The sequence below is a fragment of the Pseudomonas baltica genome (genome assembly GCF_031880315.1).
GTDB lineage: Bacteria > Pseudomonadota > Gammaproteobacteria > Pseudomonadales > Pseudomonadaceae > Aquipseudomonas.
Genome location: NZ_CP134771.1, coordinates 1,991,605 through 2,015,575 on the forward strand (window position 1 = coordinate 1,991,605; position 23,971 = coordinate 2,015,575).

The 23,971-nt window shown below is 60.6% G+C and carries 20 protein-coding genes; 1 reads left to right on the forward strand and 19 read right to left on the reverse strand.

From position 1 onward, the window contains the following. Positions 1-3 precede the first annotated feature (3 nt). From REH34_RS08740 to rpsB, 19 genes are all read right to left on the reverse strand, one after another. Positions 4-1,635: a CTP synthase gene (locus REH34_RS08740; protein ID WP_226504960.1), complete on the reverse strand. Its 1,632-nt coding sequence runs from the start codon at positions 1,633-1,635 to the stop codon at positions 4-6. A 173-nt stretch (positions 1,636-1,808) separates the two neighbouring features. Continuing rightward, positions 1,809-3,116: a tRNA lysidine(34) synthetase TilS gene (tilS, locus tag REH34_RS08745; protein WP_311971381.1), complete on the reverse strand. Its 1,308-nt coding sequence runs from the start codon at positions 3,114-3,116 to the stop codon at positions 1,809-1,811. Between the two features lie 115 nt (positions 3,117-3,231). Then, positions 3,232-4,179, reverse strand: coding sequence for an acetyl-CoA carboxylase carboxyltransferase subunit alpha (locus tag REH34_RS08750; protein ID WP_226504958.1), 948 nt, complete (start codon positions 4,177-4,179; stop codon positions 3,232-3,234). 157 nt (positions 4,180-4,336) lie between these two features. Continuing rightward, complete coding sequence (gene dnaE / locus REH34_RS08755) at positions 4,337-7,858, reverse strand: DNA polymerase III subunit alpha (RefSeq protein ID WP_311971382.1); 3,522 nt, start codon at positions 7,856-7,858, stop codon at positions 4,337-4,339. A 180-nt stretch (positions 7,859-8,038) separates the two neighbouring features. Beyond that, complete coding sequence (rnhB, locus tag REH34_RS08760) at positions 8,039-8,662, reverse strand: ribonuclease HII (protein WP_226505319.1); 624 nt, start codon at positions 8,660-8,662, stop codon at positions 8,039-8,041. A gap of 16 nt (positions 8,663-8,678) precedes the next feature. Further along, entirely contained in the window at positions 8,679-9,842 is a 1,164-nt protein-coding gene (lpxB, locus tag REH34_RS08765; RefSeq protein ID WP_311971383.1) for a lipid-A-disaccharide synthase, read from the reverse strand. Next, positions 9,842-10,618, reverse strand: a complete 777-nt coding sequence (gene lpxA, locus REH34_RS08770) for an acyl-ACP--UDP-N-acetylglucosamine O-acyltransferase (protein WP_311971384.1) — start codon at positions 10,616-10,618, stop codon at positions 9,842-9,844. The genes lpxB and lpxA overlap by 1 nt, the downstream gene beginning before the upstream one ends. After that, the gene (gene fabZ / locus REH34_RS08775) at positions 10,615-11,055 is read right to left on the reverse strand and encodes a 3-hydroxyacyl-ACP dehydratase FabZ (protein WP_226504954.1); all 441 of its coding nucleotides are present in this window, start codon (positions 11,053-11,055) and stop codon (positions 10,615-10,617) included. The genes lpxA and fabZ overlap by 4 nt, the downstream gene beginning before the upstream one ends. A gap of 112 nt (positions 11,056-11,167) precedes the next feature. Beyond that, positions 11,168-12,223: a UDP-3-O-(3-hydroxymyristoyl)glucosamine N-acyltransferase gene (lpxD, locus tag REH34_RS08780; protein WP_409373267.1), complete on the reverse strand. Its 1,056-nt coding sequence runs from the start codon at positions 12,221-12,223 to the stop codon at positions 11,168-11,170. 2 nt (positions 12,224-12,225) lie between these two features. Next, positions 12,226-12,741: an OmpH family outer membrane protein gene (locus REH34_RS08785; RefSeq protein WP_226504953.1), complete on the reverse strand. Its 516-nt coding sequence runs from the start codon at positions 12,739-12,741 to the stop codon at positions 12,226-12,228. Positions 12,742-12,786: 45 nt separating this feature from the next. After that, entirely contained in the window at positions 12,787-15,138 is a 2,352-nt protein-coding gene (gene bamA / locus REH34_RS08790) for an outer membrane protein assembly factor BamA (RefSeq protein ID WP_311971385.1), read from the reverse strand. A gap of 73 nt (positions 15,139-15,211) precedes the next feature. Next, positions 15,212-16,564 (reverse strand): RIP metalloprotease RseP, encoded by a 1,353-nt coding sequence (gene rseP / locus REH34_RS08795; RefSeq protein ID WP_226504951.1) that lies wholly within the window; start codon positions 16,562-16,564, stop codon positions 15,212-15,214. 81 nt (positions 16,565-16,645) lie between these two features. Then, positions 16,646-17,836 (reverse strand): 1-deoxy-D-xylulose-5-phosphate reductoisomerase, encoded by a 1,191-nt coding sequence (ispC, locus tag REH34_RS08800; RefSeq protein ID WP_311971386.1) that lies wholly within the window; start codon positions 17,834-17,836, stop codon positions 16,646-16,648. Then, positions 17,833-18,648, reverse strand: a complete 816-nt coding sequence (locus REH34_RS08805) for a phosphatidate cytidylyltransferase (RefSeq protein ID WP_226504949.1) — start codon at positions 18,646-18,648, stop codon at positions 17,833-17,835. Before REH34_RS08805 ends, ispC begins: the two co-directional genes overlap by 4 nt. Further along, the gene (uppS, locus tag REH34_RS08810) at positions 18,648-19,406 is read right to left on the reverse strand and encodes a polyprenyl diphosphate synthase (protein WP_226504948.1); all 759 of its coding nucleotides are present in this window, start codon (positions 19,404-19,406) and stop codon (positions 18,648-18,650) included. The genes REH34_RS08805 and uppS overlap by 1 nt, the downstream gene beginning before the upstream one ends. Positions 19,407-19,423: 17 nt before the next feature. Further along, a complete protein-coding gene (frr, locus tag REH34_RS08815) occupies positions 19,424-19,981 on the reverse strand; it encodes a ribosome recycling factor (RefSeq protein WP_226504947.1) in 558 nt (185 codons plus the stop codon). Then, a complete protein-coding gene (gene pyrH, locus REH34_RS08820; RefSeq protein WP_226504946.1) occupies positions 19,978-20,721 on the reverse strand; it encodes a UMP kinase in 744 nt (247 codons plus the stop codon). Before pyrH ends, frr begins: the two co-directional genes overlap by 4 nt. 203 nt (positions 20,722-20,924) lie before the next feature. Further along, positions 20,925-21,788: a translation elongation factor Ts gene (gene tsf, locus REH34_RS08825; protein ID WP_226504945.1), complete on the reverse strand. Its 864-nt coding sequence runs from the start codon at positions 21,786-21,788 to the stop codon at positions 20,925-20,927. A 197-nt stretch (positions 21,789-21,985) separates the two neighbouring features. Further along, positions 21,986-22,726 (reverse strand): 30S ribosomal protein S2, encoded by a 741-nt coding sequence (gene rpsB, locus REH34_RS08830; protein ID WP_226504944.1) that lies wholly within the window; start codon positions 22,724-22,726, stop codon positions 21,986-21,988. A 361-nt stretch (positions 22,727-23,087) separates the two neighbouring features. Between rpsB and map the strand changes: the two genes are divergently transcribed. Beyond that, positions 23,088-23,867 (forward strand): type I methionyl aminopeptidase, encoded by a 780-nt coding sequence (gene map, locus REH34_RS08835; protein WP_226504943.1) that lies wholly within the window; start codon positions 23,088-23,090, stop codon positions 23,865-23,867. The last annotated feature ends 104 nt before the right edge of the window (positions 23,868-23,971 follow it).

The window sequence follows — 23,971 nt, forward strand, 5'->3', positions numbered from 1 at the left end:
GACTCAAGCCTTCTTCTGGTGTTGAGTGAGTGCCGCCTTGACGAAGCCACTGAACAGCGGGTGGCCGTCACGGGGAGTCGAGGTGAATTCGGGGTGGAACTGGCATGCCACGAACCATGGGTGATCCTGACCTTCGACCACTTCCACCAGCGCGCCATCGCCGGAACGACCGGAGACGATCAAGCCGCCCTCGATCAATTGCGGCAGCAGGTTGTTGTTCACTTCATAGCGGTGACGATGACGTTCGACGATCACATCCTTGGCATAGCAGTCGTGCACCTTGGAACCGGCTACCAGTTGGCAGTCCTGCGCGCCGAGGCGCATGGTGCCGCCCAGGTCGGAGGTTTCGGTACGGGTTTCGACTGCACCGGTGGCGTCTTCCCACTCGGTGATCAGGCCCACGACCGGGTGGCCGCTGGCGCGATCGAACTCGGTGGAGTTGGCGTCTTTCCAGCCCAGCACGTTACGCGCGAACTCGATGACCGCCACTTGCATGCCCAGGCAGATACCCAGGTAAGGCACCTTGTTTTCACGGGCGAACTGCACGGCAGTGATCTTGCCTTCGACGCCACGCAGGCCGAAACCGCCCGGCACCAGGATCGCATCGGCGCCTTCGAGCAGGCCGGTGCCCTGGTTTTCGATGTCTTCGGAGTCGATATAGCGCAGGTTGACCTTGGTACGGTTGGCGATGCCGGCGTGACTCATCGCTTCGATCAGCGATTTGTAGGCATCCAGCAGTTCCATGTACTTGCCGACCATGGCGATGGTGACTTCGTGCTCTGGATTGAGCTTGGCGTCGACGACCTTTTCCCACTCGGACAGGTCGGCGCTGCCGCATTGCAGGCCGAAACGCTCGACGACGAAATCATCCAGGCCCTGGGAATGCAGGATGCCCGGGATCTTGTAGATGGTGTCGGCGTCTTCCAGCGCGATGACCGCACGCTCTTCGACGTTGGTGAACTGAGCGATCTTGCGGCGCGAGGACACGTCGATCGCGTGATCGGAACGGCACACCAGTACGTCGGGTTGCAGGCCGATGGAGCGCAGTTCCTTGACCGAATGCTGGGTCGGCTTGGTCTTGGTTTCGCCCGCGGTGGCGATGTACGGAACCAGCGTCAGGTGCATCAGCATCGCGCGCTTGGCGCCGACTTCGAAACGCAGCTGGCGGATCGCCTCGAGGAACGGTTGCGACTCGATGTCACCCACGGTGCCGCCGATTTCGACCAGCGCCACGTCGGCGTCACCCGCGCCCTTGATGACTCGGCGCTTGATTTCGTCAGTGATGTGCGGGATGACCTGAATGGTCGCGCCCAGATAATCACCACGGCGCTCCTTGCGCAGAACGTGCTCGTAGACACGGCCCGTGGTGAAGTTGTTGTTCTGGGTCATGGTCGTACGGATGAACCGCTCGTAGTGGCCCAGGTCGAGGTCGGTCTCGGCACCGTCGTGGGTGACGAACACTTCACCGTGCTGGAAAGGGCTCATGGTCCCTGGATCGACGTTGATGTACGGATCCAGCTTGAGCATGGTGACCTTAAGCCCCCGCGCCTCCAGGATGGCCGCCAATGATGCCGAAGCAATGCCTTTCCCCAATGAAGAAACAACACCGCCCGTGACGAAGATGTAGCGCGTCATGAAAAACCCTAGAAGTCTGCGTTAAAGCGGTCAGAGCCGCCGGGGAAAGCGAAGGAAGGCCGAAGCCCCCGATGGCCAAAAATCATTTGGACATCGGCAACCCCTGCGATTACTGGAATCCACAGAAGTTGTATCAAGAAGGGAGCGTAGTCTACCGGAAAGCGCCTTTCATCTCAAACGTTGCGCGCGAGTGATGCGTCGATGTTCGGGGGTGACCATTTCAGCATGGCGCTTTCACGATTGAGGCGCCCTTGATTGGCCACCGCGTAAAGCTCGCCATCGAGATACAGCAACGGCAGGCGCGCGCGGGCGAATGCGGGGACGCCGATTTCGTTGAGCAGACGCTTGAGGTCGCGATGGCCGCGGCCTTGCAGGTTCATGGTCTCGCCGCCTTGGCGATAACGAACCTCGAGATGGCCCGGCGCAATGTCGCCCGTCCAGCGCAGCTCGCCATTGCCGGGCAGGAGCAAAGGCTGGCTGGGGTCGAGCCAGGGGCCGACGGGCAGCGGCGGCTGCAACCAGTAGCCGGACAGCCACCAGATACGCTTCTGGCTGGCGTGCAGCTCGCCATCGGCCAGTCGCCAGATCGGCGTGGCGGCCGGGGTGGCATCGCGCAGGTCATGCCATCCCGCCCAATGTGTGGCGTCTGGCAGGCGCGTCAACGGCGCCAGCCAGGTCTGCAGCGCATTGCGCTGACGGGCGGCGGAGAGCCGGCGCAGGGGCGGCAATGACAAAGTAGGCACGCCGAGCCACAGGTAACTGTTGCCCATCAGCGCATCTTCGAGGTCTTCGCGCCCCAATTCTTCCAGCAGTTGCAGGGCCTCGTTCACATGGGCCGCAGCCCTGGCCATATTTTGCGAGGCCTGGGGCCAGCGAGTCGCCAGCGCGGGGAATATCTTCAACCGCAAAAAATTGCGCGACGGACGGTCATCGGCATTGCTAGGGTCTTCGACCCAAGGGACCTGCCGCTCGGTTGCCCAGGCATGCAGGCGCGCCCGGGGAACATCGAGCAGGGGTCGTACCAGCAGCCCGGCGCCCAGCACCCGCTTGCGCGGCATCGCGGCTAATCCGCGCACCCCGGCGCCGCGCAACAGCCGGAACAACAGGGTTTCGGCCTGATCGTCGCGATGCTGGGCGGTCAGGAGCACCTCTCCGGCCTGCAGACACTCGATAAATGCCTGATAGCGAGCGTCCCGCGCGGCCTGCTCGAGGCTGGCGCCGGGCTGGACTTCAACGCGGATCACCTGCAAGGGCATGCCAAGCTGCGCGCAGACTGCCTCGCAGTGTGCGGGCCAATCATCGGCAGCAGCTTGCAGGCCGTGATGGACATGGATAGCGCTGAGTGGTGGCAACGCGTGCAGGCGGGCGAGTTCGGCGAGTTGATGCAGCAGGACGGTAGAGTCGAGACCGCCGGAGAAGGCGATGTGCCAGGCGGGGGCATTGCGGTAGGGAGTGAGTTGCTGCAGCAGCTGATCGAGCATGATCGGGCCCTGCGGACTGGATTGAAGGTATGGGATGTTGCTACCGACGTCTTCGCGGGCAAGCCTTGCTCCCACAGGTGCAAGGCTTGAGCCCGCTATCGCCGGCGTGGGCTTATTACAGCCCGTAGCTCATCAGACGCTCATAACGGCGCGCCAGCAGCGTGTCGTTGTCAAAGCCCTTGAGCATGTCCAGCTGCGCAGTCAGCTCGGCGCGGATGTTGGCCGCTGCCTTGGCCGGATCGCGATGAGCGCCGCCCAATGGCTCGTTGATGACCTTGTCGACGATGCCCAGGCCCTTCAAGCGCTCGGCCGTGATGCCCATGGCTTCGGCAGCGTCCGGCGCCTTTTCGGCGGTCTTCCACAGGATCGAGGCACAGCCTTCCGGCGAAATCACCGCGTAGGTGGAATACTGCAGCATGTTCAGCTGATCGCAGACACCAATGGCCAACGCACCGCCCGAACCGCCTTCACCGATAACGGTAGCGATGATCGGGGTTTTCAACCGTGCCATGACGCGCAGGTTCCAGGCGATCGCTTCGCTCTGGTTGCGCTCTTCGGCGTCGATGCCCGGATAAGCGCCGGGGGTGTCGATGAACGTCAGGATCGGCATCTTGAAGCGCTCGGCCATTTCCATCAGACGGCAGGCCTTGCGGTAGCCTTCAGGGCGCGGCATGCCGAAGTTGCGACGCACCTTCTCGCGTACTTCACGGCCTTTTTGATGACCAATGATCATCACCGGCTGCTCGTCCAGGCGGGCGATGCCACCGACGATAGCGGCGTCATCGGAAAAGTGCCGATCGCCGTGCAGTTCGTCGAACTCGGTGAAGATGTGCTGGATGTAGTCCAGGGTGTACGGGCGGCGTGGATGACGCGCCAGGCGGGCAATCTGCCAGCTGGTCAGGTTGCCGAAAATGCTCTCGGTCAACGTGCTGCTCTTGTCCTGCAGACGCGAGATCTCATCGCCGATATTCAGAGAGTTATCGTTACCGACCAGGCGCAATTCTTCGATCTTGGCCTGCAGGTCGGCAATCGGCTGTTCGAAATCAAGAAAATTCGGGTTCATAGTCTTCCGTCTTGGGTCGACGGCCAGGCGGCCGGCCGGTTGATCCGTTTGGCGCCATACCTTACGGAATTGGCGCATTCAGGTCGAGTTTAAAAATCAGGTCGAGCCATGCCTCGCTGGCGGCGCGCGTTTCGAAACGCCACCGGCGGGCTCTGAATCAACGGTATTGCAAAAAGACGTTCTCACGCCCGAACTGGTCACGCAGTGCTTGAATCAAGCTGTCGGCCGGGTCGATTCGCCAGGCTTCGCCGAACTGCAGCATGGCCTTGGCATCCTGGCCGGTGTAGTCCATGGTCACCGGGCAGGCGCCGCGATGGCGCTTGAGCAACTCGCCCAGCCAGCTCATCCGATCGCCCTTGAGCGCCTCGACGTTGACCTTCAACCGCAGACTCTCGGCCAGCTGCGTGCGGGCATCTTCCATGGCCATCACGCGCTTGACCCGCAAGCGCAGGCCGCCGGAGAAGTCATCGTTGCTGACCTCGCCTTCGACCACCACCACCGCGTCGGTCTGCAGCAGATTCTGCGCGGTGATATAGGCATCGGCGAACAGCGACGCCTCGATCCGCGCCGAGCGATCGTCGAGGGTGATGAAGCCCATCTTGTCGCCCTTCTTGTTCTTCATCACCCGCAGCGCGATGACCATGCCCGCCACCGTCTGGCTTTCGCGAGAAGGCTTGAGGTCGATGATGCGCTGGCGAGCGAAACGGCGGATCTCGCCTTCGTATTCGTCGATCGGGTGACCGGTGAGGTACAACCCCAGGGTGTCCTTCTCCCCCTTCAGGCGCTCCTTGAGCGTTAGCGGGCGCGCCTTGCGATGGGGGGCATAGACATCGGCATCCGCCTCGACGAACAAGCCACCGAACAGGTCGATATGGCCACTGTCCAGCGTGCGCGCCGTCTGTTCGGCCGCCTTGATGGCTTCCTCCAACGAGGCCAGCAACACCGCGCGGTTCTGATCGATAGTGGCCTGGTAGGCCTTGGGCTCGTCATGAAAGAACGGCCCAAGACGATCCAGCGCACCGCTGCGAATCAGGCCATCGAGGGTACGCTTGTTGATGCGCTTGAGGTCGACCCGCTCACAGAAGTCGAACAGGTCCTTGAACGGCCCGCTCTGACGGGATTCGACGATGGCCTCCACCGGCCCCTCCCCCACGCCCTTGATGGCGCCCAGGCCATAGACGATGCGGCCGTCGTCGTTCACCGTGAACTTGAACTCCGAGGTGTTCACGTCCGGTGCGTCGAGGCGCAGCTTCATGGTGCGCACTTCTTCGATCAAGGTCACGACCTTGTCGGTGTTGTGCATGTCCGCCGACAACACCGCTGCCATGAAAGGCGCCGGGTAGTGGGTTTTCAGCCAGGCGGTCTGATAGGAGACCAGGCCATAGGCTGCGGAGTGGGACTTGTTGAAACCGTAACCGGCGAATTTTTCTACCAGGTCGAAGATGTTACCTGCCAGATCCGGATCGATATTGTTGTTCGCACAGCCCTCGATGAAGCCACCGCGCTGCTTGGCCATTTCCTCGGGTTTCTTTTTACCCATGGCGCGGCGCAGCATGTCAGCGCCACCGAGGGTGTAACCGGCCATGACCTGGGCGATCTGCATCACCTGTTCCTGATACAGGATGATGCCGTAGGTCGGCGCCAGCACGGGCTTAAGACCCTCGTACTGGTAATCGGAGTGCGGGTACGCCAGCTCGGCACGGCCGTGCTTGCGGTTGATGAAGTCGTCCACCATGCCCGATTGCAGCGGGCCCGGGCGGAACAGCGCAACCAGTGCGATAAGGTCTTCGAGGCAATCGGGCTTGAGCTTCTTGATCAGTTCCTTCATGCCCCGCGACTCGAGCTGGAACACCGCAGTGGTTTCCGCCTTCTGCAGCAGCGTGTAGGTCGGCTTGTCATCAAGCGGAATGAAAGCGATGTCCAGCGGCGGCTCGTCGACCTTGGCCCGTTCGCGGTTGATGGTTTTGAGCGCCCAGTCGATGATGGTCAGGGTGCGCAGGCCAAGGAAGTCGAACTTCACCAGGCCGGCCGCCTCGACGTCGTCTTTGTCGAACTGGGTCACCAGGCCGCTGCCTTCTTCGTCGCAGTAGATCGGCGAGAAGTCGGTGAGCTTGGTGGGGGCGATGACCACGCCGCCGGCGTGTTTGCCGACGTTACGCACGATACCCTCGAGCTTGAGGGCCATGGACCAGATTTCGCCGGCCTCTTCGTCGGTCTTGAGGAAGTCGCGCAGGATTTCTTCCTGCTCGTAGGCCTTCTCCAGGGTCATGCCCACTTCGAACGGGATCATCTTCGACAGGCGATCGGCCAGGCCGTAGGACTTGCCCTGCACCCGCGCCACGTCACGCACCACCGCCTTGGCCGCCATGGAGCCGAAGGTGATGATCTGACTGACCGCGTTGCGCCCGTATTTATCGGCCACATACTCGATGACTCGGTCACGACCGTCCATGCAGAAGTCGACGTCGAAGTCGGGCATGGAGACCCGTTCCGGGTTGAGGAACCGTTCGAACAGCAGGTCGTATTCCAGCGGGTCGAGGTCGGTGATCTTCTGCACATAGGCGACCAGCGAGCCAGCACCCGACCCACGCCCAGGCCCGACCGGCACGCCGTTGCTCTTGGCCCACTGGATGAAGTCCATGACGATCAGGAAGTAACCGGGGAAGCCCATCTGAATGATGATGTCCAGTTCGAAATTCAAGCGATCGACATAGACCTGGCGCTTGGCGTCGTAATCCTCGGTGGTGTCCTTGGGCAGCAGAACCGCCAGGCGCTCTTCCAGGCCGTCGAACGAGACCTTGCGGAAATACTCGTCGATGGTCATGCCATCGGGGATCGGATAATCGGGCAGGAAGTGCTTGCCCAGCTTGACGTCGATGTTGCAGCGTTTGGCGATCTCGACGGTATTTTCGAGCGCCTCGGGCAAGTCGCTGAACAACTCGGCCATTTCTGCCGGGCTCTTGAGGTACTGCTGATCGCTGTAATTCTTCGAGCGGCGCGGGTCGTCCAGCGCCCGGCCTTCGCCGATGCAAACGCGCGTTTCGTGGGCTTCGTAGTCTTCCTGCTTGATGAAGCGCACGTCGTTGGTGGCTACCAGCGGCGCGCCCAGGCGATCGGCCAGGGCGACGGCGGCGTGCAGGTATTCTTCGTCGTTGGTGCGGTTGGTGCGCTGGACCTCGACATAGAAGCGATCCGGGAACACCGCCATCCACTCGCGCAGCAAGTGCTCGGCATCGCCAGGGTTACCGCCCAGCAGGGCCAGGCCGATTTCACCCTCACGGGCCGCGGACAGGGCGATCACCCCTTCGCTGGCTTCGGCGACCCACTCGCGCTCGATGATCACCTGACCATTGCGCTGGCCGTCGATGAAACCGCGGGAAATCAGTTCGGTGATATTGCGGTAGCCCTTGGCGTTCATCGCCAACAGGCTGATGCGGCTCAGGGCCGCATCGGCGTCACGTCCGGCCATCCACAGGTCGGCACCGCAGATCGGCTTGATGCCGGCGCCCATGGCGTTTTTGTAGAACTTGACCAGCGAGCACATGTTGTTCTGGTCGGTGACCGCCACGGCGGGCATGTTCATCCCGGCCAGGGCTTTGACCAGCGGCTTGATCCGCACCAGGCCATCGACCAGCGAGTATTCGGTGTGCAGGCGTAGATGTACGAAGGAAACCGACATGTTGATCCTATATGAAGCCGAATCAGCCCCTGTGGGAACCGGCCGTGCCCGCGAATGACCTCAGCCATGAGCTGCCAGGCCGGCCGTAGAGCTTGGCGGGCAGAGCCCGCTCCCACAGGGTAGAGATGTTTGGAGGGGAGATTGTACCGGGGTCCGGCACAAACATCAGCAGAGCGTATGTTACGCCAGATCTGTATCCAGATAAGGGCGTGCTTCCAAGGCCGCGCGCACCGGGGCGAAGGAGCGTCGATGAATCGGCGTCGGGCCCAGCCGCGCCAGCGCTTCAAGGTGCACGGGCGTCGGATAGCCCTTGTGCCCACCGATGCCGTACCCGGGGTAGATCAGCTCGAAAGCGCTCATTTCACGATCACGGCTGACTTTCGCCAGAATCGACGCCGCAGCAATCGCTGGCACCTTGGAATCGCCCTTGATCACCGGCGCCGAAGGCACGTTCAACTGCGGGCAGCGATTGCCATCGATCAGCGCCAGCCGCGGCGTCACGCTCAGCCCCTCGACGGCGCGCTGCATCGCCAGCATGGTGGCATGGAGGATGTTCAGACGGTCGATCTCGTCGACTTCGGCCCGCGCAATACACCAGGCCACGGCCTTTTCGCAGATTTCTTCGTAGAGCAGCTCGCGACGCGCTTCAGTGAGTTTCTTGGAATCGTTAAGGCCCAGGATCGGCCGGCGCGGATCGAGAATCACCGCTGCCGTGACCACCGCGCCACACAAGGGACCGCGACCGACTTCATCGACCCCGGCGACCAGCTCTTCGACCAAGTCGTAATCCAGGCCTATCTGCAATTGCCTGCTCATGCTTTCAGACACTCCTTGGTAACGACGCTCGCGCCGGGTCGAGCAAGGCCAGCACCGCCTCGGCGGCCTGGTTCGAGGCATCCAGGCGCAAGGTGCGGTGGATGGCATCGAAGCCTTGGGTCTGTTCGGTGCCGCCATCGATCAACGGCAGCAAGGTATCGGCCAGCGCCTCGGCGGTGGCGGCGTCCTGCAACAACTCCGGCACCAACAGGCGCTGGGCCAGCAGGTTGGGCAGCGACACGTAAGGGCTCTTGACCATGCGTTTGAGGATCCAGAACGTCACCGTCGACAGCCGGTAGGCCACCACCATCGGTCGCTTGTACAGCAAGGCCTCCAGGGTCGCGGTGCCGGAAGCGATCAGTACCGCGTCGCAGGCGGCCAGAGCGGCATGGGACTGACCATCGAGCAGTGTCACCGGCAACTGTCGCCCGTCCAGCATCGCCTCGAGCTGGGCGCGCCGTGGCGGGCTCGCGCACGGAATCACAAAACGCAGATCAGGCCGCTGGCTCAGCAGACGTTGGGCGGCATCGAGGAACAACTCGCCCAGACGCCCCACCTCACCACCACGGCTGCCGGGCATCAACGCCACCACCGGCACATCCGCAGCCAACCCCAGTTGCGCACGCGCAGCCTGGCGGTCGACTTCCAGCGGCACGGTGTCGGCCAGCGGATGGCCGACGAATTTCACTGGCACGCCCTGCTCTTCGTAGAATCTTGCCTCGAAGGGCAGCAACGTCAGCATCAAGTCGCAACCTTCACGAATCTTGAGCACGCGTTTTTGCCGCCAGGCCCAGACCGACGGGCTCACATAGTGGACGGTCTTGATCCCGGCCTGACGGAGTTTGAGTTCGATGTTGAGGGTAAAATCAGGCGCGTCAATACCGATGAACACATCCGGGCGCTGCTCGATCAGGGCAGCGATCAGCTCTTTGCGGCGGCGCAGCAGTTCGCGCAAACGCCCCAGGACTTCGACCAGGCCCATGACCGACAGGCGCTCCATGGGGAAAGACGATTGCATACCCTCGGCTTCCATCAGCGGACCACCCACGCCGATGAAGCGAATGCCGGGATGGCGCGCCTTGAGCGCGCGCATCAGACCAGCACCGAGAATATCGCCGCTGGCCTCTCCGGCCACCAACGCTACGGTCAATACCTGTGGGAGTGACATCAGCGGGTGATGCCCCGCGAAGAGCCTTCGATGGACTTCAGGAACAAGGCGACTTCAGGGTGCTCGGCGGCAGGCTCGGCCAGTTCGGCGATCGCCTTGTCGACGGTCAGGCCTTGGCGATAGACCACCTTGTAAGCACGGCGCAGCGCCTGGATCGCTTCGTTGCTGAAACCGCGACGGCGCATGCCTTCGAAATTCATGCTGCGCGCTTCGGCCGGGTTGCCGAACACCGTGACGAATGCCGGAACATCCTTGCCGATGGCGGTGCCCATGCCGGAAAAACTGTGCGCGCCGATATGGCAGAACTGATGCACCAGAGTGAATCCGGAGAGGATCGCCCAGTCATCGACGTGCACGTGGCCGGCCAGCGCGGTGTTATTGACCAGAATGCAGTGGTTGCCGATCACGCTGTCGTGGCCGATATGGGCATAGGCCATGACGAGGTTATGGTCGCCCAGCGTGGTTTCGTGACGATCCTGCACGGTGCCCCGGTGGATGGTCACACCTTCGCGAATCACGTTATGGTCGCCGATGACCAGGCGCGTTTCTTCACCCTTGTACTTGAGATCCGGGGTGTCTTCGCCTACCGAGGAAAACTGGTAGATGCGGTTATGCTTGCCGATGCGGGTCGGCCCCTTGAGTATCACGTGAGGGCCGATGACGGTCCCCTCGCCGATCTCCACACCTGCACCGACGATCGACCATGGGCCGACCTCGACACCGTCCGCCAATCTGGCAGATGGGTCGATGATGGCACGAGGGTCAATCAAACTCATAGTTTACGTTCCGCGCAGATGATTTCAGCGGAGCACACCGGCTTGCCATCAACGGAAGCCGAACATTCGAACTTCCAGATCTGACGCTTGCAGCTGAGGAACTTGGCTTCCAGGATCAACTGGTCACCCGGCAGCACCGGCTGGCGAAAGCGCAGCTTGTCGGAGCCGACGAAGTAATACAAGGTGCCGTCCGCAGGTTTGACGTCGAGCATCTTGAAACCCAGGATGCCGGCCGCCTGCGCCATCGCTTCGATGATCAGCACGCCCGGCATGATCGGGTGCGCGGGGAAGTGACCGTTGAAGAATGGCTCGTTGATGCTGACATTCTTGTAGGCACGAATACGCTGCGCCTCGGTATCAAGCTCTACCACGCGATCCACCAACAGGAAAGGATAGCGGTGCGGCAGGTATTCGCGAATCTCGTTGATGTCCATCATTTCGGGGGGAAGCCTGTATAAAAGATAGGGAGCGCGCGGCGCGTGCGCAGCACTCCTCTTGCAAATCAAGGAGGCATTCTAACGGCAGTGCACACTTGATATGGAAATGGTATCAGCCTTCTGATGATCCTTTGTCGGCCTGGGTCACGGCCTGGACCTGCTTTTCTACCTGCTGCAGGCGGCGATACATGTCATCGAGCTGGCGAATACGCGCAGCACTCTTGCGCCATTCGGCGGCGGGTTGCATGGCCGTACCTGACGAATAGGACCCTGGCTCGGTGATCGAGCGAGTCACCATGGTCATGCCGGTCACGAAAACGTTGTCGCAGATTTCGATATGGCCCACCAGTCCCACACCACCGGCCAGCATGCAGTGCTTGCCGATCTTGGCGCTGCCGGAAATCCCGACACAGGCGGCCATCGCGGTGTGGTCACCGATCTGGACGTTGTGGGCAATCATGATCTGGTTGTCGAGCTTGACGCCATTGCCGAGCACGGTAGGCCCCAGCGCACCGCGATCGATGGCGGTATTGACGCCGATCTCGCAATCATCGCCGACGATAACGCCACCAATCTGGGCGATCTTCTGCCACACGCCTTTCTCGTTGGCAAAGCCGAAGCCCTCGCCACCGAGCACTGCACCCGACTGGATCACCACGCGTTGACCGATGCGTACATCGTGGTACAAGGTCACCCGCGGCGCCAGCCAACCGCCAGCGCCAATCACACTGCGCGCACCGATGAAGCATTGGGCACCAATGGTCACGCCAGCGCCGATGATCGCGCCGCTTTCGATAACGGCACCAGGCCCAACGCTGGCGGTGGCGTCGACGATCGCATCGTCGGACACTACGGCTGTCGGATGCACACCGGGCACTGCCTTGGGCTTGGGATCGAACAGATGCGAGATACGCGCGTAGGCCAGATAAGGATCCGGCACCAGCAGGGCATCTCCAGCATAGGCTTCAGCGTCCGCCGCCTTGAGCAGTACGGCGCCCGCCTGGGTATCGGCCAGGTACTTGCGGTACTGGGGATTTGCCAGGAAGCTCAACTGAGCTGGGCCGGCCTCCTGAAGAGTGGCCAGCCCAGTGATTTTTCTATCCGCGGTGCCACGTAACGTGGCACCCAGGATCTCGGCCAACTCGCCGAGCGTGACGTTGGCGGTCATGATCAGCGCGACTGATTCATGCGCTCGATCACCTGGCGAGTGATGTCGTATTGCGGTTTGACATCGATCACAGCGCCACGCTCGAGAACCAGGTCGAAGGCACCTTGCTTGATGACCGCTTCCACGGCGCCATCCAGCTTGGGCTTGAGTTGTTGCAGCATGTCGCGGTCAGCGGCAGCCTTGGCTTCGTTGAGCTCCTTGGACTGGAACTGGAAGTCCCGGGCCTTTTGCTTGAAGTCCAGCTCCAGCTTGTCGCGATCAGCCTGGGCCATCTTGTCGCCACCGCTCACCAGTTTGTCCTGGATGCCTTTGGCGCTGCTTTCCAGAGCCTTGAGCTTGGTCAGTTGCGGGCCGAATTTTTTCTCGGCATCCACGGCGTATTTCTTGGCAGCGTCCGATTCCAGCAGCGCCATCTGATAGTTCAGAACGGCGATCTTCATGTCGGCAAATGCCGGAGTGGCCCCCAGAGAAGCAGCCAGAGTGGCGGCCAGTACTACTAGTTGAGTCAACTTACGCACAATGAACTCCTGCAGAATTCGGGTTGTTGCCCCGTGGAGCAGACCTTAGAAGGTCTGGCCCAGGGAGAATTGGAAAATCTGGGTTTCGGCATTGGTCGGTTTCTTGACCGGCATCGCCAGCGCGAAGCTCAACGGCCCCAGCGCGGTGACCCAGGTCACGCCCACACCGGTCGAAACGGCGATGTTGGAGAAGTCCACACCCGAGCAATCCTTGGAGTTGGCATCGCAGTTGGTGTTGAACACGTTACCGGCATCGACGAACACCGAGGTACGCAGCGAGCGCTGGTCCTTGACGAATGGCAGCGGGAACAGAATCTCGGCGCCGCCGGTGATCTGGACGTTACCACCGAAGGCCAATGGATCTTGGTCCGGATCTTTAGTAGTGCCATTGCGGGTACCGTCACTAGGGGTACTACGCGGCCCCAACGTGCTGTCCTTGAATCCACGTACCGAGTTGAAACCACCGGCGTAGTAGTTCTCGTAGAACGGCAGACCGCTGGTCGAACCATACCCACCGCCATACCCCAATTCGCTGTGGAAGCGCGCGGTGTAGTTATCGGTAATCGGCGCAAACAACTGGCCACGATAGTCGATCTTGTAGAACGACAGGTCGCTACCCGGAATGGTCACTTCACCGGTCAGGCTTTGCGACGCACCACGAGTCGGCAAGGTGCCTTTGTTCAGGGTCGAGGACGACCAGCCAACCGAAGCCTTGTAGTTCAGGAAGCTGTCGCCTTCCTTGTCGATGAAGTCGAAGATCTGGTCAACGGTATAGGTACCGGTCTTGATCTTGTCCTGCTGAGCCGTCAGGCCGAAGTTCAACCGCGAGGTTTCACTGATCGGGTAACCGAAGCTCACACCGCCGCCCAAGCTGTCGACCGAGTAGCTGGCGATATCGACATCGAGGTCTTTGTAGTTGGTGGTGCGGTAGAACACGTTGTAACCCAGGCTCACGCCATCCGGAGTGAAGTACGGATTGACGTAGCTGAAGTTGTAACGGCTCTGGTATTCACTGCGAGTCAGGCCGATGGAGACCTTGTTACCCGTACCCAGGAAGTTGTTCTGGCTGATCGAACCACCCAGGATCAGACCGGCGCTCTGGGCAAAACCGACGCTGGCGGTGATCGAACCGGAGGCTTGTTCTTCCACGTCATAGTTGACGTCGACCTGGTCGTCGGTGCCCGGCACCGGCGGCGTCTCGACCTTCACTTCCTTGAAGAAGCCCAAACGCTCGAGGCGCGTCTTCGACTGGTCGATCAGGTAGGTCGAAGCCCAGCCACCTTCCATCTGCCGCATCTCGCGACGCAGCACCTGGTCATCGGACTTGGTGTTGCCACGATAGTTGATGCGGTTGACGTAGGCACGCTTGCCAGGATCCACGGCAAAAGTGATATCGACGGTCTTGGTATCGGCATGGGGTACCGGCACGCCGTTGACGTTGGCGAAGGTATAGCCATCGTTACCCAGGCGGCGCGTGATCAACTCGGAGGTGTTGGTCATGACCTTGCGCGAGAACACCTGGCCTTTCTTGACCAGCAACAGTGCCTGGACCTGGTCTTCAGGTACCTTCAGGTCGCCATTGAGCTTGACGTCGCCGACGGTGTACTTCTCGCCTTCGGTGACGTTGACCGTGATGTAGACGTGCTTCTTGTCTGGTGTGATCGAGACCTGAGTCGAAGCGATATCCATGTTGATATAGCCGCGATCCAGGTAGTACGAGCGCAGGCGCTCGAGGTCACCGGACAGCTTTTCGCGAGCGTACTTGTCGTCGTTCTTGAAGAACGACAGCCAGTTGGTAGTCTTCAGTTCGAACAGGTCGGTCAGGTCTTCTTCGGAGAAGACCGTGTTGCCCACCACGTTGATGTGCTGAATGGCGGCTACGGCACCTTCGTTGATCTTGATTTTCAGACCCACACGGTTACGCGGCTCCGGCACGACCTCGGTATCGACCGTAGCCGAATAGCGGCCCTGCGCGACGTATTGACGCTGCAGTTCGTTACGCACACCCTCAAGGGTGGCGCGCTGGAAGATCTCACCCTCGGCAAGGCCGGACTGCTTGAGACCTTTCATCAGGTCTTCAGTCGAGATGGCCTTGTTGCCGTCGATGTCGATACTCGCGACCGATGGCCGCTCGACGACATTGATGACCAGGACGTTACCGTCGCGCCCCAGTTGGATGTCCTGGAAGAATCCAGTTTTGAACAATGCACGAGTGGATTCCACAAGACGCCGATCATCCGCAGTCTCGCCCACGTTCAGGGGCAAGGCGCCAAACACGCTACCGGCGGATACCCGCTGGAGGCCGTTGACACGGATATCGGAGATGGTGAAGGACTCAGCGTGAACTTCGGCGATCATCAATACGGACAGAACCGCAGTTAGCAGCAGACGTTTCATGAAGTCCTTTCTTATTCCAACTGGCAATAAACAAACTGCCGCTTATGCGGCAGGTTCGCAATTGAGCTAAGCTTTACAGTCGACCCAAATCGTTGATCAGGGCCAGTAACATCACCCCGACTACCAAACTGATACCGATTTGGATCCCCCAACCTTGTACCCGATCCGAGACTGGGCGACCACGCACCCACTCGATCAGGTAGAACAGCAAATGCCCCCCATCCAGTACCGGGATGGGCAGCAAATTAAGAACTCCCAGGCTAATGCTCAGGTAGGCGAGGAAATTCAAGAAATCCCCCATGCCTGACTGGGCTGAAGCGCCCGCCACTTTAGCAATGGTTATCGGTCCACTCAAGTTTTTTACCGAGAGCTCGCCGAACAACATTTTCTTCAGTGAATCAAGGGTCAGGACACTCATGGTCCAGGTCCGTCGAGCGCCTTCGACCACCGCGTCCAGCGGCCCGTAACGAACCTCGCGCAGCATGCCTGGCGGCCATTCGCCGCCCTTGACGCCCGCCCCGAGGTAACCTGCCAGGGCCTTGCCTTCACCGCGATGCGCCAAGGTCACCGGCACATCGATTTGGGTGCCATCACGCTGCACCTGCAACACGACCTTGGCATCCGGGCGCTGACGAACGGCATCCACCAGCGACTGCCAATCGGTAATGGCTGCGCCATCAAGGGTCAGCAGCCGGTCCCCGCTCTTCAGACCAGCGGCGGCGCCAGGCCCTTCTGGATCGATTTCCGCCAGCACTGGTTCGACCACCGGGCGCCAGGGCTGAATACCCAGGGACTTGATCGGATCGGGCTCATCGGAGCCTTTGAGCCAACCGTCGAGCTTGACGGTATGGCTGACGGCATTCGAAGCGCCTTCGTCCTGTACGCCGATCTGCAGCGAGCCGGTCTCGCCCAGACGCCTGACCAGCTCGAGATTGACCCCGGCCCAACCGCGCACCGCCTCGCCATCGACTGCGACAATTTCCTGGCCCGCGCTCAAGCCCGCCTGCGCCGCCATGCTGCCTGGCTCGACGCTACCGATGACCGGTCGCACCTGCTGGCTGCCGACCATCGCCAGAATCCAGAAGAACACCAAGGCCAACAGGAAATTGGCGATCGGCCCAGCCGCAACGATGGCGATGCGCTGACCGACCTTCTTGCGATTGAACGACTGCTCGACCAGATGCGCGGGCACCTCGCCCTCGCGCTCGTCGAGCATCTTCACGTAGCCGCCCAGCGGAATGGCAGCCACCACGTATTCAGTGCCTTGCTTGTCGCTCCAGCGCAGCAACGGCATGCCGAAGCCTACGGAAAACCGCAGGACCTTGACGCCGCAGCGGCGGGCCACCCAGAAATGGCCAAATTCGTGAAACGTCACCAGCACGCCCAGCGCCACCAGCGTGCCAACAATCATGTAGAGCGCACTCATAGGAGTCTCCCGTCAGTCGCGCACCGCAATGGAGAGCCGCATTCCGGCCGGCACTCTATCACTAAAATTGTCATCGAAACGTCAACGGCCATGACGTGCCAGCCACTGACCTGCCAGCTCGCGCGCTTTGCCATCGGCCTCGAATACTGCCTCCAGATCATCCAGCGCGACCACCGGCTGCTGCTGCAGAACGGCCTCGATCATGCTTGCTATCTGCGGGTAGCGCAGGCGCCCCTGCAGAAAGGCCTCGACGGCGACCTCATTGGCGGCATTGAGCAGAGCCGGCGCGCTTTGACCCGCCTGGGCCGCTTCGCGGGCCAGACGCAGGCACGGGAAACGCACTTCGTCGGGCGCTTCGAAATCCAGCCGGGCGATAGCGAACAAATCCAGCGGCGCCACACCCGAATCGATCCGCTCGGGCCAGGCCAGGGCATTGGCGATCGGTGTGCGCATGTCGGGGTTGCCCAATTGCGCCAGGACCGAGCCATCGACATAGTCGACCAGCGAATGAATGACGCTTTGCGGGTGCACCACGACCTCGACCTGCTCCGGACGCGCATCGAACAACCAGCAGGCCTCGATCAATTCGAGGCCTTTGTTCATCATGCTGGCGGAATCAACGGAAATCTTGCGCCCCATCGACCAGTTAGGGTGCGCACAAGCCTGGTCGGGAGTGACCTGCTGCAACTCCGGCAGCGGCGTGCAGCGAAACGGCCCGCCCGAGGCCGTCAGCAGGATACGTCGCACACCCACGCTTGCCAGCCCCTGCCCGTAATGCGACGGCAAACACTGGAAGATTGCATTGTGTTCGCTATCGATAGGCAGCAGCACCGCACCGCTCGTGCGGACCGCCTGCATGAACAAGGCCCCGGACATGACCAGGGCCTCCTTGTTGGCCAACAGCACCTTCTTGCCCGCCTTGACCGCGGCCAGGGTCGGGCGCAACCCTGCTGCACCGACGATCGCGGCCATTACCGCATCGACCTCACCGGCCTCGGACACACCGCACAGCGCCTGCTCGCCGACCAGTACCTCAGTGCTCGACCCCGCCGCCCGCAAGCCCTCACGCAGCGTGACCGCAGCGTTTTCGTCAGGCACCACGGCAAAGCGCGGCGCATGACGCAGGCACAATGCCAACAGCTGCGCCAGGCGCGAGTATCCACTCAAGGCGAACACCTGGTAACGCTGCGGGTGTCGAGCAATGACGTCCAGGGTACTCAGACCGATAGACCCGGTGGCACCCAGTACTGTAATCAGTTGTGGCTGGCTCACTGGATGCCCCAACCGGCAATCCACAACAGTACCGCGAACACCGGAATGGCCGCGGTAAGGCTGTCGATGCGATCCAGCACGCCGCCGTGACCCGGCAGCAGATTACTGCTGTCCTTGATACCCGCGCGACGCTTGAACATGCTTTCGGTCAGATCGCCGACCACTGAAATGAACACCACGATGGCCGCCGCCACCAGCGCCCCGAGCAACTGCCGAGCGGTGAAATGGTAAGTCAGGCCGACCACCAGGGTCACCAGCAGGCACACGGCCAGGCCGCCATACACGCCTTCCCAACTTTTGCCAGGGCTGACCTGAGGGGCAAGCTTGCGCTTGCCGAAGGCACGCCCTGTGAAATAGGCGCCCACATCGGCGCCCCAGACCAGCACCATGACCGCCAGAATCAACCAGTTGCCAAGCGGCAGCGCCTTGATATAAACCAGCCCCTGCCAGGCAGGCAGCAGCACCAACAACCCGATCACCAGGCGGCGCACGCTACCCTTCCAGTGCTCGGCGGAAGTCGGATAGGTCAGCACCAGCCGCGTGGCCAGCGCCCACCATGCCACCGCTGCCGCCAGCACCCAGGGCGCCAGTACCGGCGCGTGATGCAGGATCGTCAACAGGACGGCGACTACCGCAGCGAAAACGCAGCGAGCACCCTGCCCTTCGAAACCGGCGAGGCGAGCCCACTCCCATGCACCCAGAGTGACCACTACGCCGATGAACAGTGAGAATTTCCCGCCGTCGAGCAGGAAAAAACCGCACAAGGCGATCGGCAGCAGAATCAAGGCAGTGATGATTCGTTGTTTAAGCATTAAACCCGGGCCCCAGCCTCGACCTGATCGCCCGTTCTACCGAAACGACGCTGACGAGAAGCGAAATCGGCCAACGCAGTGCGCATGGCCTCGTGTTTGAAGTCCGGCCAGAACAGGTCGGAGAAATACAGCTCGGCGTATGCCAGCTGCCACAACAGAAAGTTACTGATGCGATGCTCGCCACCGGTGCGAATGCACAGGTCCGGCAACGGCAGATCGCCCGTCGCCAGGCAGGTCTGCAACAGTTGCGGGGTGATGTCCTCAGGCTGCAGATGACCACCCTGAACTTCACGCGCCAGCCGCTGCGCAGCCTGAGCGATATCCCACTGACCACCGTAATTGGCAGCGATCTGCAGGATGAAACGCCCCTCCCCCGCCGTCTGCGCCTCGGCCTCGCGCATGGCGGCCTGCAGTTCCGGATGGAACCGCGAGCGATCGCCAATGATGCGCAAGCTGATACGGTTGTCGTTCAACCGCCGCGCCTCACGACGCAGGGCGGTGAAAAACAGCTCCATCAAGGCCCCGACCTCTTCGGCCGGGCGCTGCCAATTCTCACTGGAGAACGCGAACAGGGTCAGCACCTCGACCTTGGCCTCGGCACACACTTCGATCACCGCGCGGACGGCGTCCACGCCTGCCTTGTGCCCGGCGACACCGGGCAGCAGGCGTTTTTTCGCCCAACGGTTATTACCATCCATGATAATCGCGACGTGTCGCGGTACCGAGGATAGCGGCACAGCCTGCTTGGTCTTTTCCATGAAGGCGTCCTGACCCCTTATACGGCCATCAGGTCCTTTTCTTTATCTTCCGTGGCCTTGGTGATCTGGGCCTCGGAGTCTTTGGTCAGCTTGTCGATATCGGCGACGGCACGACGCTCTTCGTCTTCGCTGATTTCCTTGTCCTTGACCAGTTTCTTCAGGTCACCCAAGGCATCACGACGAATATTGCGCACGGCAACACGCGCATCTTCAGCGGCGCTGCGTGCCTGCTTGGTGAAGCCCTTGCGGGTCTCTTCGGTCAGGGCTGGCATGGAGATCAGCAGCAATTCGCCAAGGTTGGTCGGATTGAGGTTCAGACCGGCGCTCTGGATCGCCTTGTCGACGGCGCCGAGCATGTTGCGCTCAAAGGCAACCACTTGCAGGGTGCGCGCATCCTTGACCGTGATGTTGGCCACTTGGGTAATGGAGGTATCAGTACCGTAGTACGGCACCATTACGCTGCCCAGAATGCTTGGGTGAGCCTTGCCGGTACGAATCTGGCCAAACGCATGGCTCAGAGACTCCAGGGACTTGTGCATGCGCTCTTGCGCGTCTTTCTTGATTTCGTTGATCATTTGTCGCCTTCCTCGATCAGAGTTCCTTCAGCGCCGCCCACTACTATGTTCAGCAAGGCGCCGGGCTTGTTCATGTTGAATACCCGCAACGGCATATTGTGATCGCGGCACAGGCAGATGGCCGTCAGGTCCATCACGCCCAGCTTGCGATCCAGTACTTCATCGTACGTCAGGCGGTCAAATTTCTCAGCATGCGGATCCTTGAATGGATCGGCAGTGTACACACCATCGACCTTGGTCGCTTTCAACACCACATCGGCGCCGATTTCGATGGCCCGCAGGCAAGCGGCCGAGTCGGTGGTGAAGAAGGGGTTGCCGGTACCAGCAGCAAAGATCACCACATCGCCCGACTTGAGCAGGCGGTCAGCCTTGCGGCGGTCGTAGTGATCGGTCACACCGACCATGGTAATGGCGGACATGACGATGGCAGGAATGTTCGAGCGCTCCAACGCATCGCGCATGGCCAAGGCGTTCATGACCGTGGCCAGCATGCCCATATGGTCGCCCGTGACCCGATCCATGCCGGCTGCACTGAGCGCCGCACCACGAAACAGGTTGCCGCCGCCGATCACCAGACCGACCTGAACACCGATACCTACCAACTGCCCTACTTCCAGGGCCATGCGATCCAGTACTTTCGGATCGATGCCGAACTCTTCCGAGCCCATCAGGGCCTCGCCACTCAGTTTGAGCAAGATGCGTTTATAGCGAGGTTGACGACCACTCACCTGCTGAGCCATTGCGAGTTTCTCCTGCGGCATTGTGAAAATTCTTTGCGGACCCATGACAGGCCAGCGCTAACTACTCTAGCTGGGCGCCATTTCAGCGCCATCGGCTCCCGGCCTTGCGGACAGGAAAACCGTTCCAAACTGTTTCGCGCCTTGAAAAAGAGGCTGCGCGCGTAAGCGGGCAGCCTCTTCGGGGCGACAAATGTAACTAAGCCTTACTGCTTGCTGGCAGCCACTTGAGCCGCAACTTCTGCAGCGAAGTCGTCGACCGGCTTCTCGATGCCATCACCTACCTTGAAGTAGGTGAAGGAAACGATTTCAGCACCGGCTTTCTTGGCCAGTTCGCCGACCTTGACTTCAGGGTTCTTGACGAACGCCTGCTCGACCAGGGACGCCTCAGCGAGGAACTTGCTGATACGGCCTTTGACCATGTTTTCAACGATGTTATCAGGCTTGCCTTTGATTTTCTCTTCGTTGAGGCTCAGGAACACGGCTTTTTCGCGTTCGATGGCTTCAGCCGAAACTTCCGATGGCAGCAGGAATTCAGGGTTGCTGGCCGCTACGTGCATAGCGATGTCCTTGGCCAGCTCAACGTTGCCGCCTTTAAGGGCAACCACAACGCCGATCTTGTTGCCGTGCAGGTAGGCACCCACAACGTCGCCTTCGATGCGAGTCAGGCGACGGATATTGACGTTCTCGCCTACTTTACCGACCAGCACCAGACGATCGGCTTCTTGAGCAGCGATCAGCGGAGCAACGTCAGTCAGTTTGTCAGCGAAAGCTTTCTCGACGCTGGCAGCGACGAAGCTCTTGAAGTCGTCTTGCAGGGCCAGGAAGTCGGTCTGCGAGTTGACTTCGAGGATAACGGCAGCCTTGCCGTCTTCCTTGATAGCGATAGCGCCTTCAGCGGCAACGTTGCCAGCTTTCTTGGCAGCCTTGATGGCGCCCGAAGCACGCATGTCGTCGATGGCTTTTTCGATGTCGCCGCCGGCCTTGGTCAGGGCCTTCTTGCAGTCCATCATGCCTTCGCCGGTGCGCTCGCGCAGTTCTTTGACCAACGCTGCAGTAATCTCTGCCATTTCAAAATCCTCTTTGGATAGGTTTTCAACCATTCCACCCGATGAGTCGGGCGCTCAATTCGTCGAACGGTACCAGCGGCGGCGTGACGGTTTTGCAACAGTGTCAGCGCAATCAACCTGCCAGTACGTTCTGGAGGTGGCAAAAAGGGGGCCTAGCCCCCTTTTTGCGTACTGAGTCAACGCTTGGCGTTAACGACTCAGCCTTCTACCGCTGCAGCAGGAGCGTCCTGGACGTACTCTTCAGTACCGCCAGCGACGTGGTTGCGGCCACGGACAACAGCGTCAGCCATTGCGCCCATGTACAGCTGGATGGCGCGAATGGCGTCGTCGTTACCAGGGATGATGTAGTCAACGCCTTCAGGGCTGCTGTTGGTATCGACGATGCCGATGACCGGGATGCCCAGCTTGTTGGCTTCGGTGATCGCGATGCGCTCGTGATCAACGTCGATTACGAACAGAGCGTCTGGCAGACCGCCCATGTCCTTGATACCACCCAGGGAACGATCGAGCTTCTCAAGATCGCGAGTGCGCATCAGCGCTTCTTTCTTGGTCAGCTTGGCGAAAGTACCGTCTTCGGCTTGCACTTCAAGGTCACGCAGACGCTTGATGGAAGCACGAATGGTTTTGAAGTTGGTCAGCATGCCGCCCAACCAGCGGTGGTCGACGTACGGCGAACCGCAACGTGCTGCTTCTTCAGCAACGATCTTGCCAGCCGAACGCTTGGTGCCGACGAACAGGATCTTGTTTTTGCCCTGAGCCAGGCGCTCAACGAAAGTCAGAGCTTCGTTGAACATTGGTAGGGTTTTTTCAAGGTTGATGATGTGGATCTTGTTACGCGCGCCGAAAATGTACTTACCCATTTTCGGATTCCAGTAACGGGTTTGGTGACCGAAGTGCACACCGGCCTTCAGCATATCGCGCATATTGACTTGGGACATGATAGTTCCTTGATAAGTCGGGTTAGGCCTCCACGTATCCCAATGACCAACCCGCAGCATCAGCTGAGGCACCCAGGTCATCGTGTCGACACGTGTGTGGGTTTGTTCGCGAACAGGGTCAACCCCTGAAAGCGGCGCACTTTATACCATACAATCGGATCCGGATAAACCCGAAAAACGATGCCGAGCAGGCTTTTGCACCATTGGCGCAATCGCGCGACAATGAGCGCCTGTTTACCTCCTTATATAGAGGGTGGAACGAGCGGCGTCGGCCGGTCACGGGAGAATTGCCGTGACCTCTGGTAGAATCGCCCTCTAGCCCCAAGTTTACAAGCGCCGTCGCGCACCGAGAGAGCCTGTAATGACTGTCACGATCAAATCGTTTGAAGACATCGAGAAAATGCGCATCGCCGGCCGTCTGGCTGCCGACGTGCTGGAAATGATCCGCCCACATGTCAAAGCTGGCGTGACTACCGAAGCGCTCGATCGCCTCTGCCACGACTATATAGTCAACGAGCAGAAGGCCATCCCCGCGCCGCTCAACTATAAAGGTTTTCCGAAGTCGATCTGCACCTCGATCAATCACGTGGTGTGCCACGGCATCCCGAATGAAAAGCCGCTCAAGGACGGCGATGTGCTTAACATCGACGTCACTGTGATCAAGGACGGCTACCACGGCGACACCAGCGCGATGTTCCACGTCGGCACCGTGCCCGTGTGGGCCGAGCGCCTGTCGCAGATCACTCAGGAATGCATGTATAAGGCCATCGAGCTGGTCAAGCCGGGCTGCCGCCTGGGTGACATCGGCGAAGTGATCCAGAAGCACGCAGAAAAAAATGGTTTTTCGGTGGTGCGCGAATTTTGCGGCCACGGCATCGGCAAGGTGTTCCATGAGGAGCCGCAAGTGCTGCACTACGGCCGGGCCGGCACCGGCATGGAGCTACTGGAAGGCATGATCTTCACCATCGAGCCGATGATCAACCAGGGCAAGGCCGATACCAAGGTGCTGGGCGACGGCTGGACGGCGATCACCAAGGATCGCAAGTTGTCGGCGCAGTGGGAGCACACCATTCTGGTGACAGCGACCGGTTACGAAATCCTGACCCTGCGCAGCGATGAAACCATCGCCCGTTCGGCCTGATCCCACAGTTCAAGCCTACTGACATCCCTGTGGGAGCGGCCTGCACCAGCGAAGCCTTTGAAAGCTAAAGCTTGGCTGGCAGCGCCCCCCCCCCCCCCACAGGG

Bases quoted from the DNA above. Each gene is read 5' to 3' on its own strand.
- tsf (WP_226504945.1), bottom strand. From the start codon at position 21,788: ATGGCAGAGATTACTGCAGCGTTGGTCAAAGAACTGCGCGAGCGCACC.
- rpsB (WP_226504944.1), bottom strand. From the start codon at position 22,726: ATGTCCCAAGTCAATATGCGCGATATGCTGAAGGCCGGTGTGCACTTC.
- map (WP_226504943.1), top strand. From the start codon at position 23,088: ATGACTGTCACGATCAAATCGTTTGAAGACATCGAGAAAATGCGCATC.
- lpxA (WP_311971384.1), bottom strand. From the start codon at position 10,618: ATGAGTTTGATTGACCCTCGTGCCATCATCGACCCATCTGCCAGATTG.
- fabZ (WP_226504954.1), bottom strand. From the start codon at position 11,055: ATGATGGACATCAACGAGATTCGCGAATACCTGCCGCACCGCTATCCT.
- tilS (WP_311971381.1), bottom strand. From the start codon at position 3,116: ATGCTCGATCAGCTGCTGCAGCAACTCACTCCCTACCGCAATGCCCCC.
- pyrH (WP_226504946.1), bottom strand. From the start codon at position 20,721: ATGGCTCAGCAGGTGAGTGGTCGTCAACCTCGCTATAAACGCATCTTG.
- dnaE (WP_311971382.1), bottom strand. From the start codon at position 7,858: ATGTCGGTTTCCTTCGTACATCTACGCCTGCACACCGAATACTCGCTG.
- REH34_RS08805 (WP_226504949.1), bottom strand. From the start codon at position 18,648: ATGCTTAAACAACGAATCATCACTGCCTTGATTCTGCTGCCGATCGCC.
- uppS (WP_226504948.1), bottom strand. From the start codon at position 19,406: ATGGAAAAGACCAAGCAGGCTGTGCCGCTATCCTCGGTACCGCGACAC.
- REH34_RS08740 (WP_226504960.1), bottom strand. From the start codon at position 1,635: ATGACGCGCTACATCTTCGTCACGGGCGGTGTTGTTTCTTCATTGGGG.
- lpxB (WP_311971383.1), bottom strand. From the start codon at position 9,842: ATGTCACTCCCACAGGTATTGACCGTAGCGTTGGTGGCCGGAGAGGCC.
- lpxD (WP_409373267.1), bottom strand. From the start codon at position 12,223: ATGACCGCCAACGTCACGCTCGGCGAGTTGGCCGAGATCCTGGGTGCC.
- rseP (WP_226504951.1), bottom strand. From the start codon at position 16,564: ATGAGTGCGCTCTACATGATTGTTGGCACGCTGGTGGCGCTGGGCGTG.
- bamA (WP_311971385.1), bottom strand. From the start codon at position 15,138: ATGAAACGTCTGCTGCTAACTGCGGTTCTGTCCGTATTGATGATCGCC.
- REH34_RS08750 (WP_226504958.1), bottom strand. From the start codon at position 4,179: ATGAACCCGAATTTTCTTGATTTCGAACAGCCGATTGCCGACCTGCAG.
- frr (WP_226504947.1), bottom strand. From the start codon at position 19,981: ATGATCAACGAAATCAAGAAAGACGCGCAAGAGCGCATGCACAAGTCC.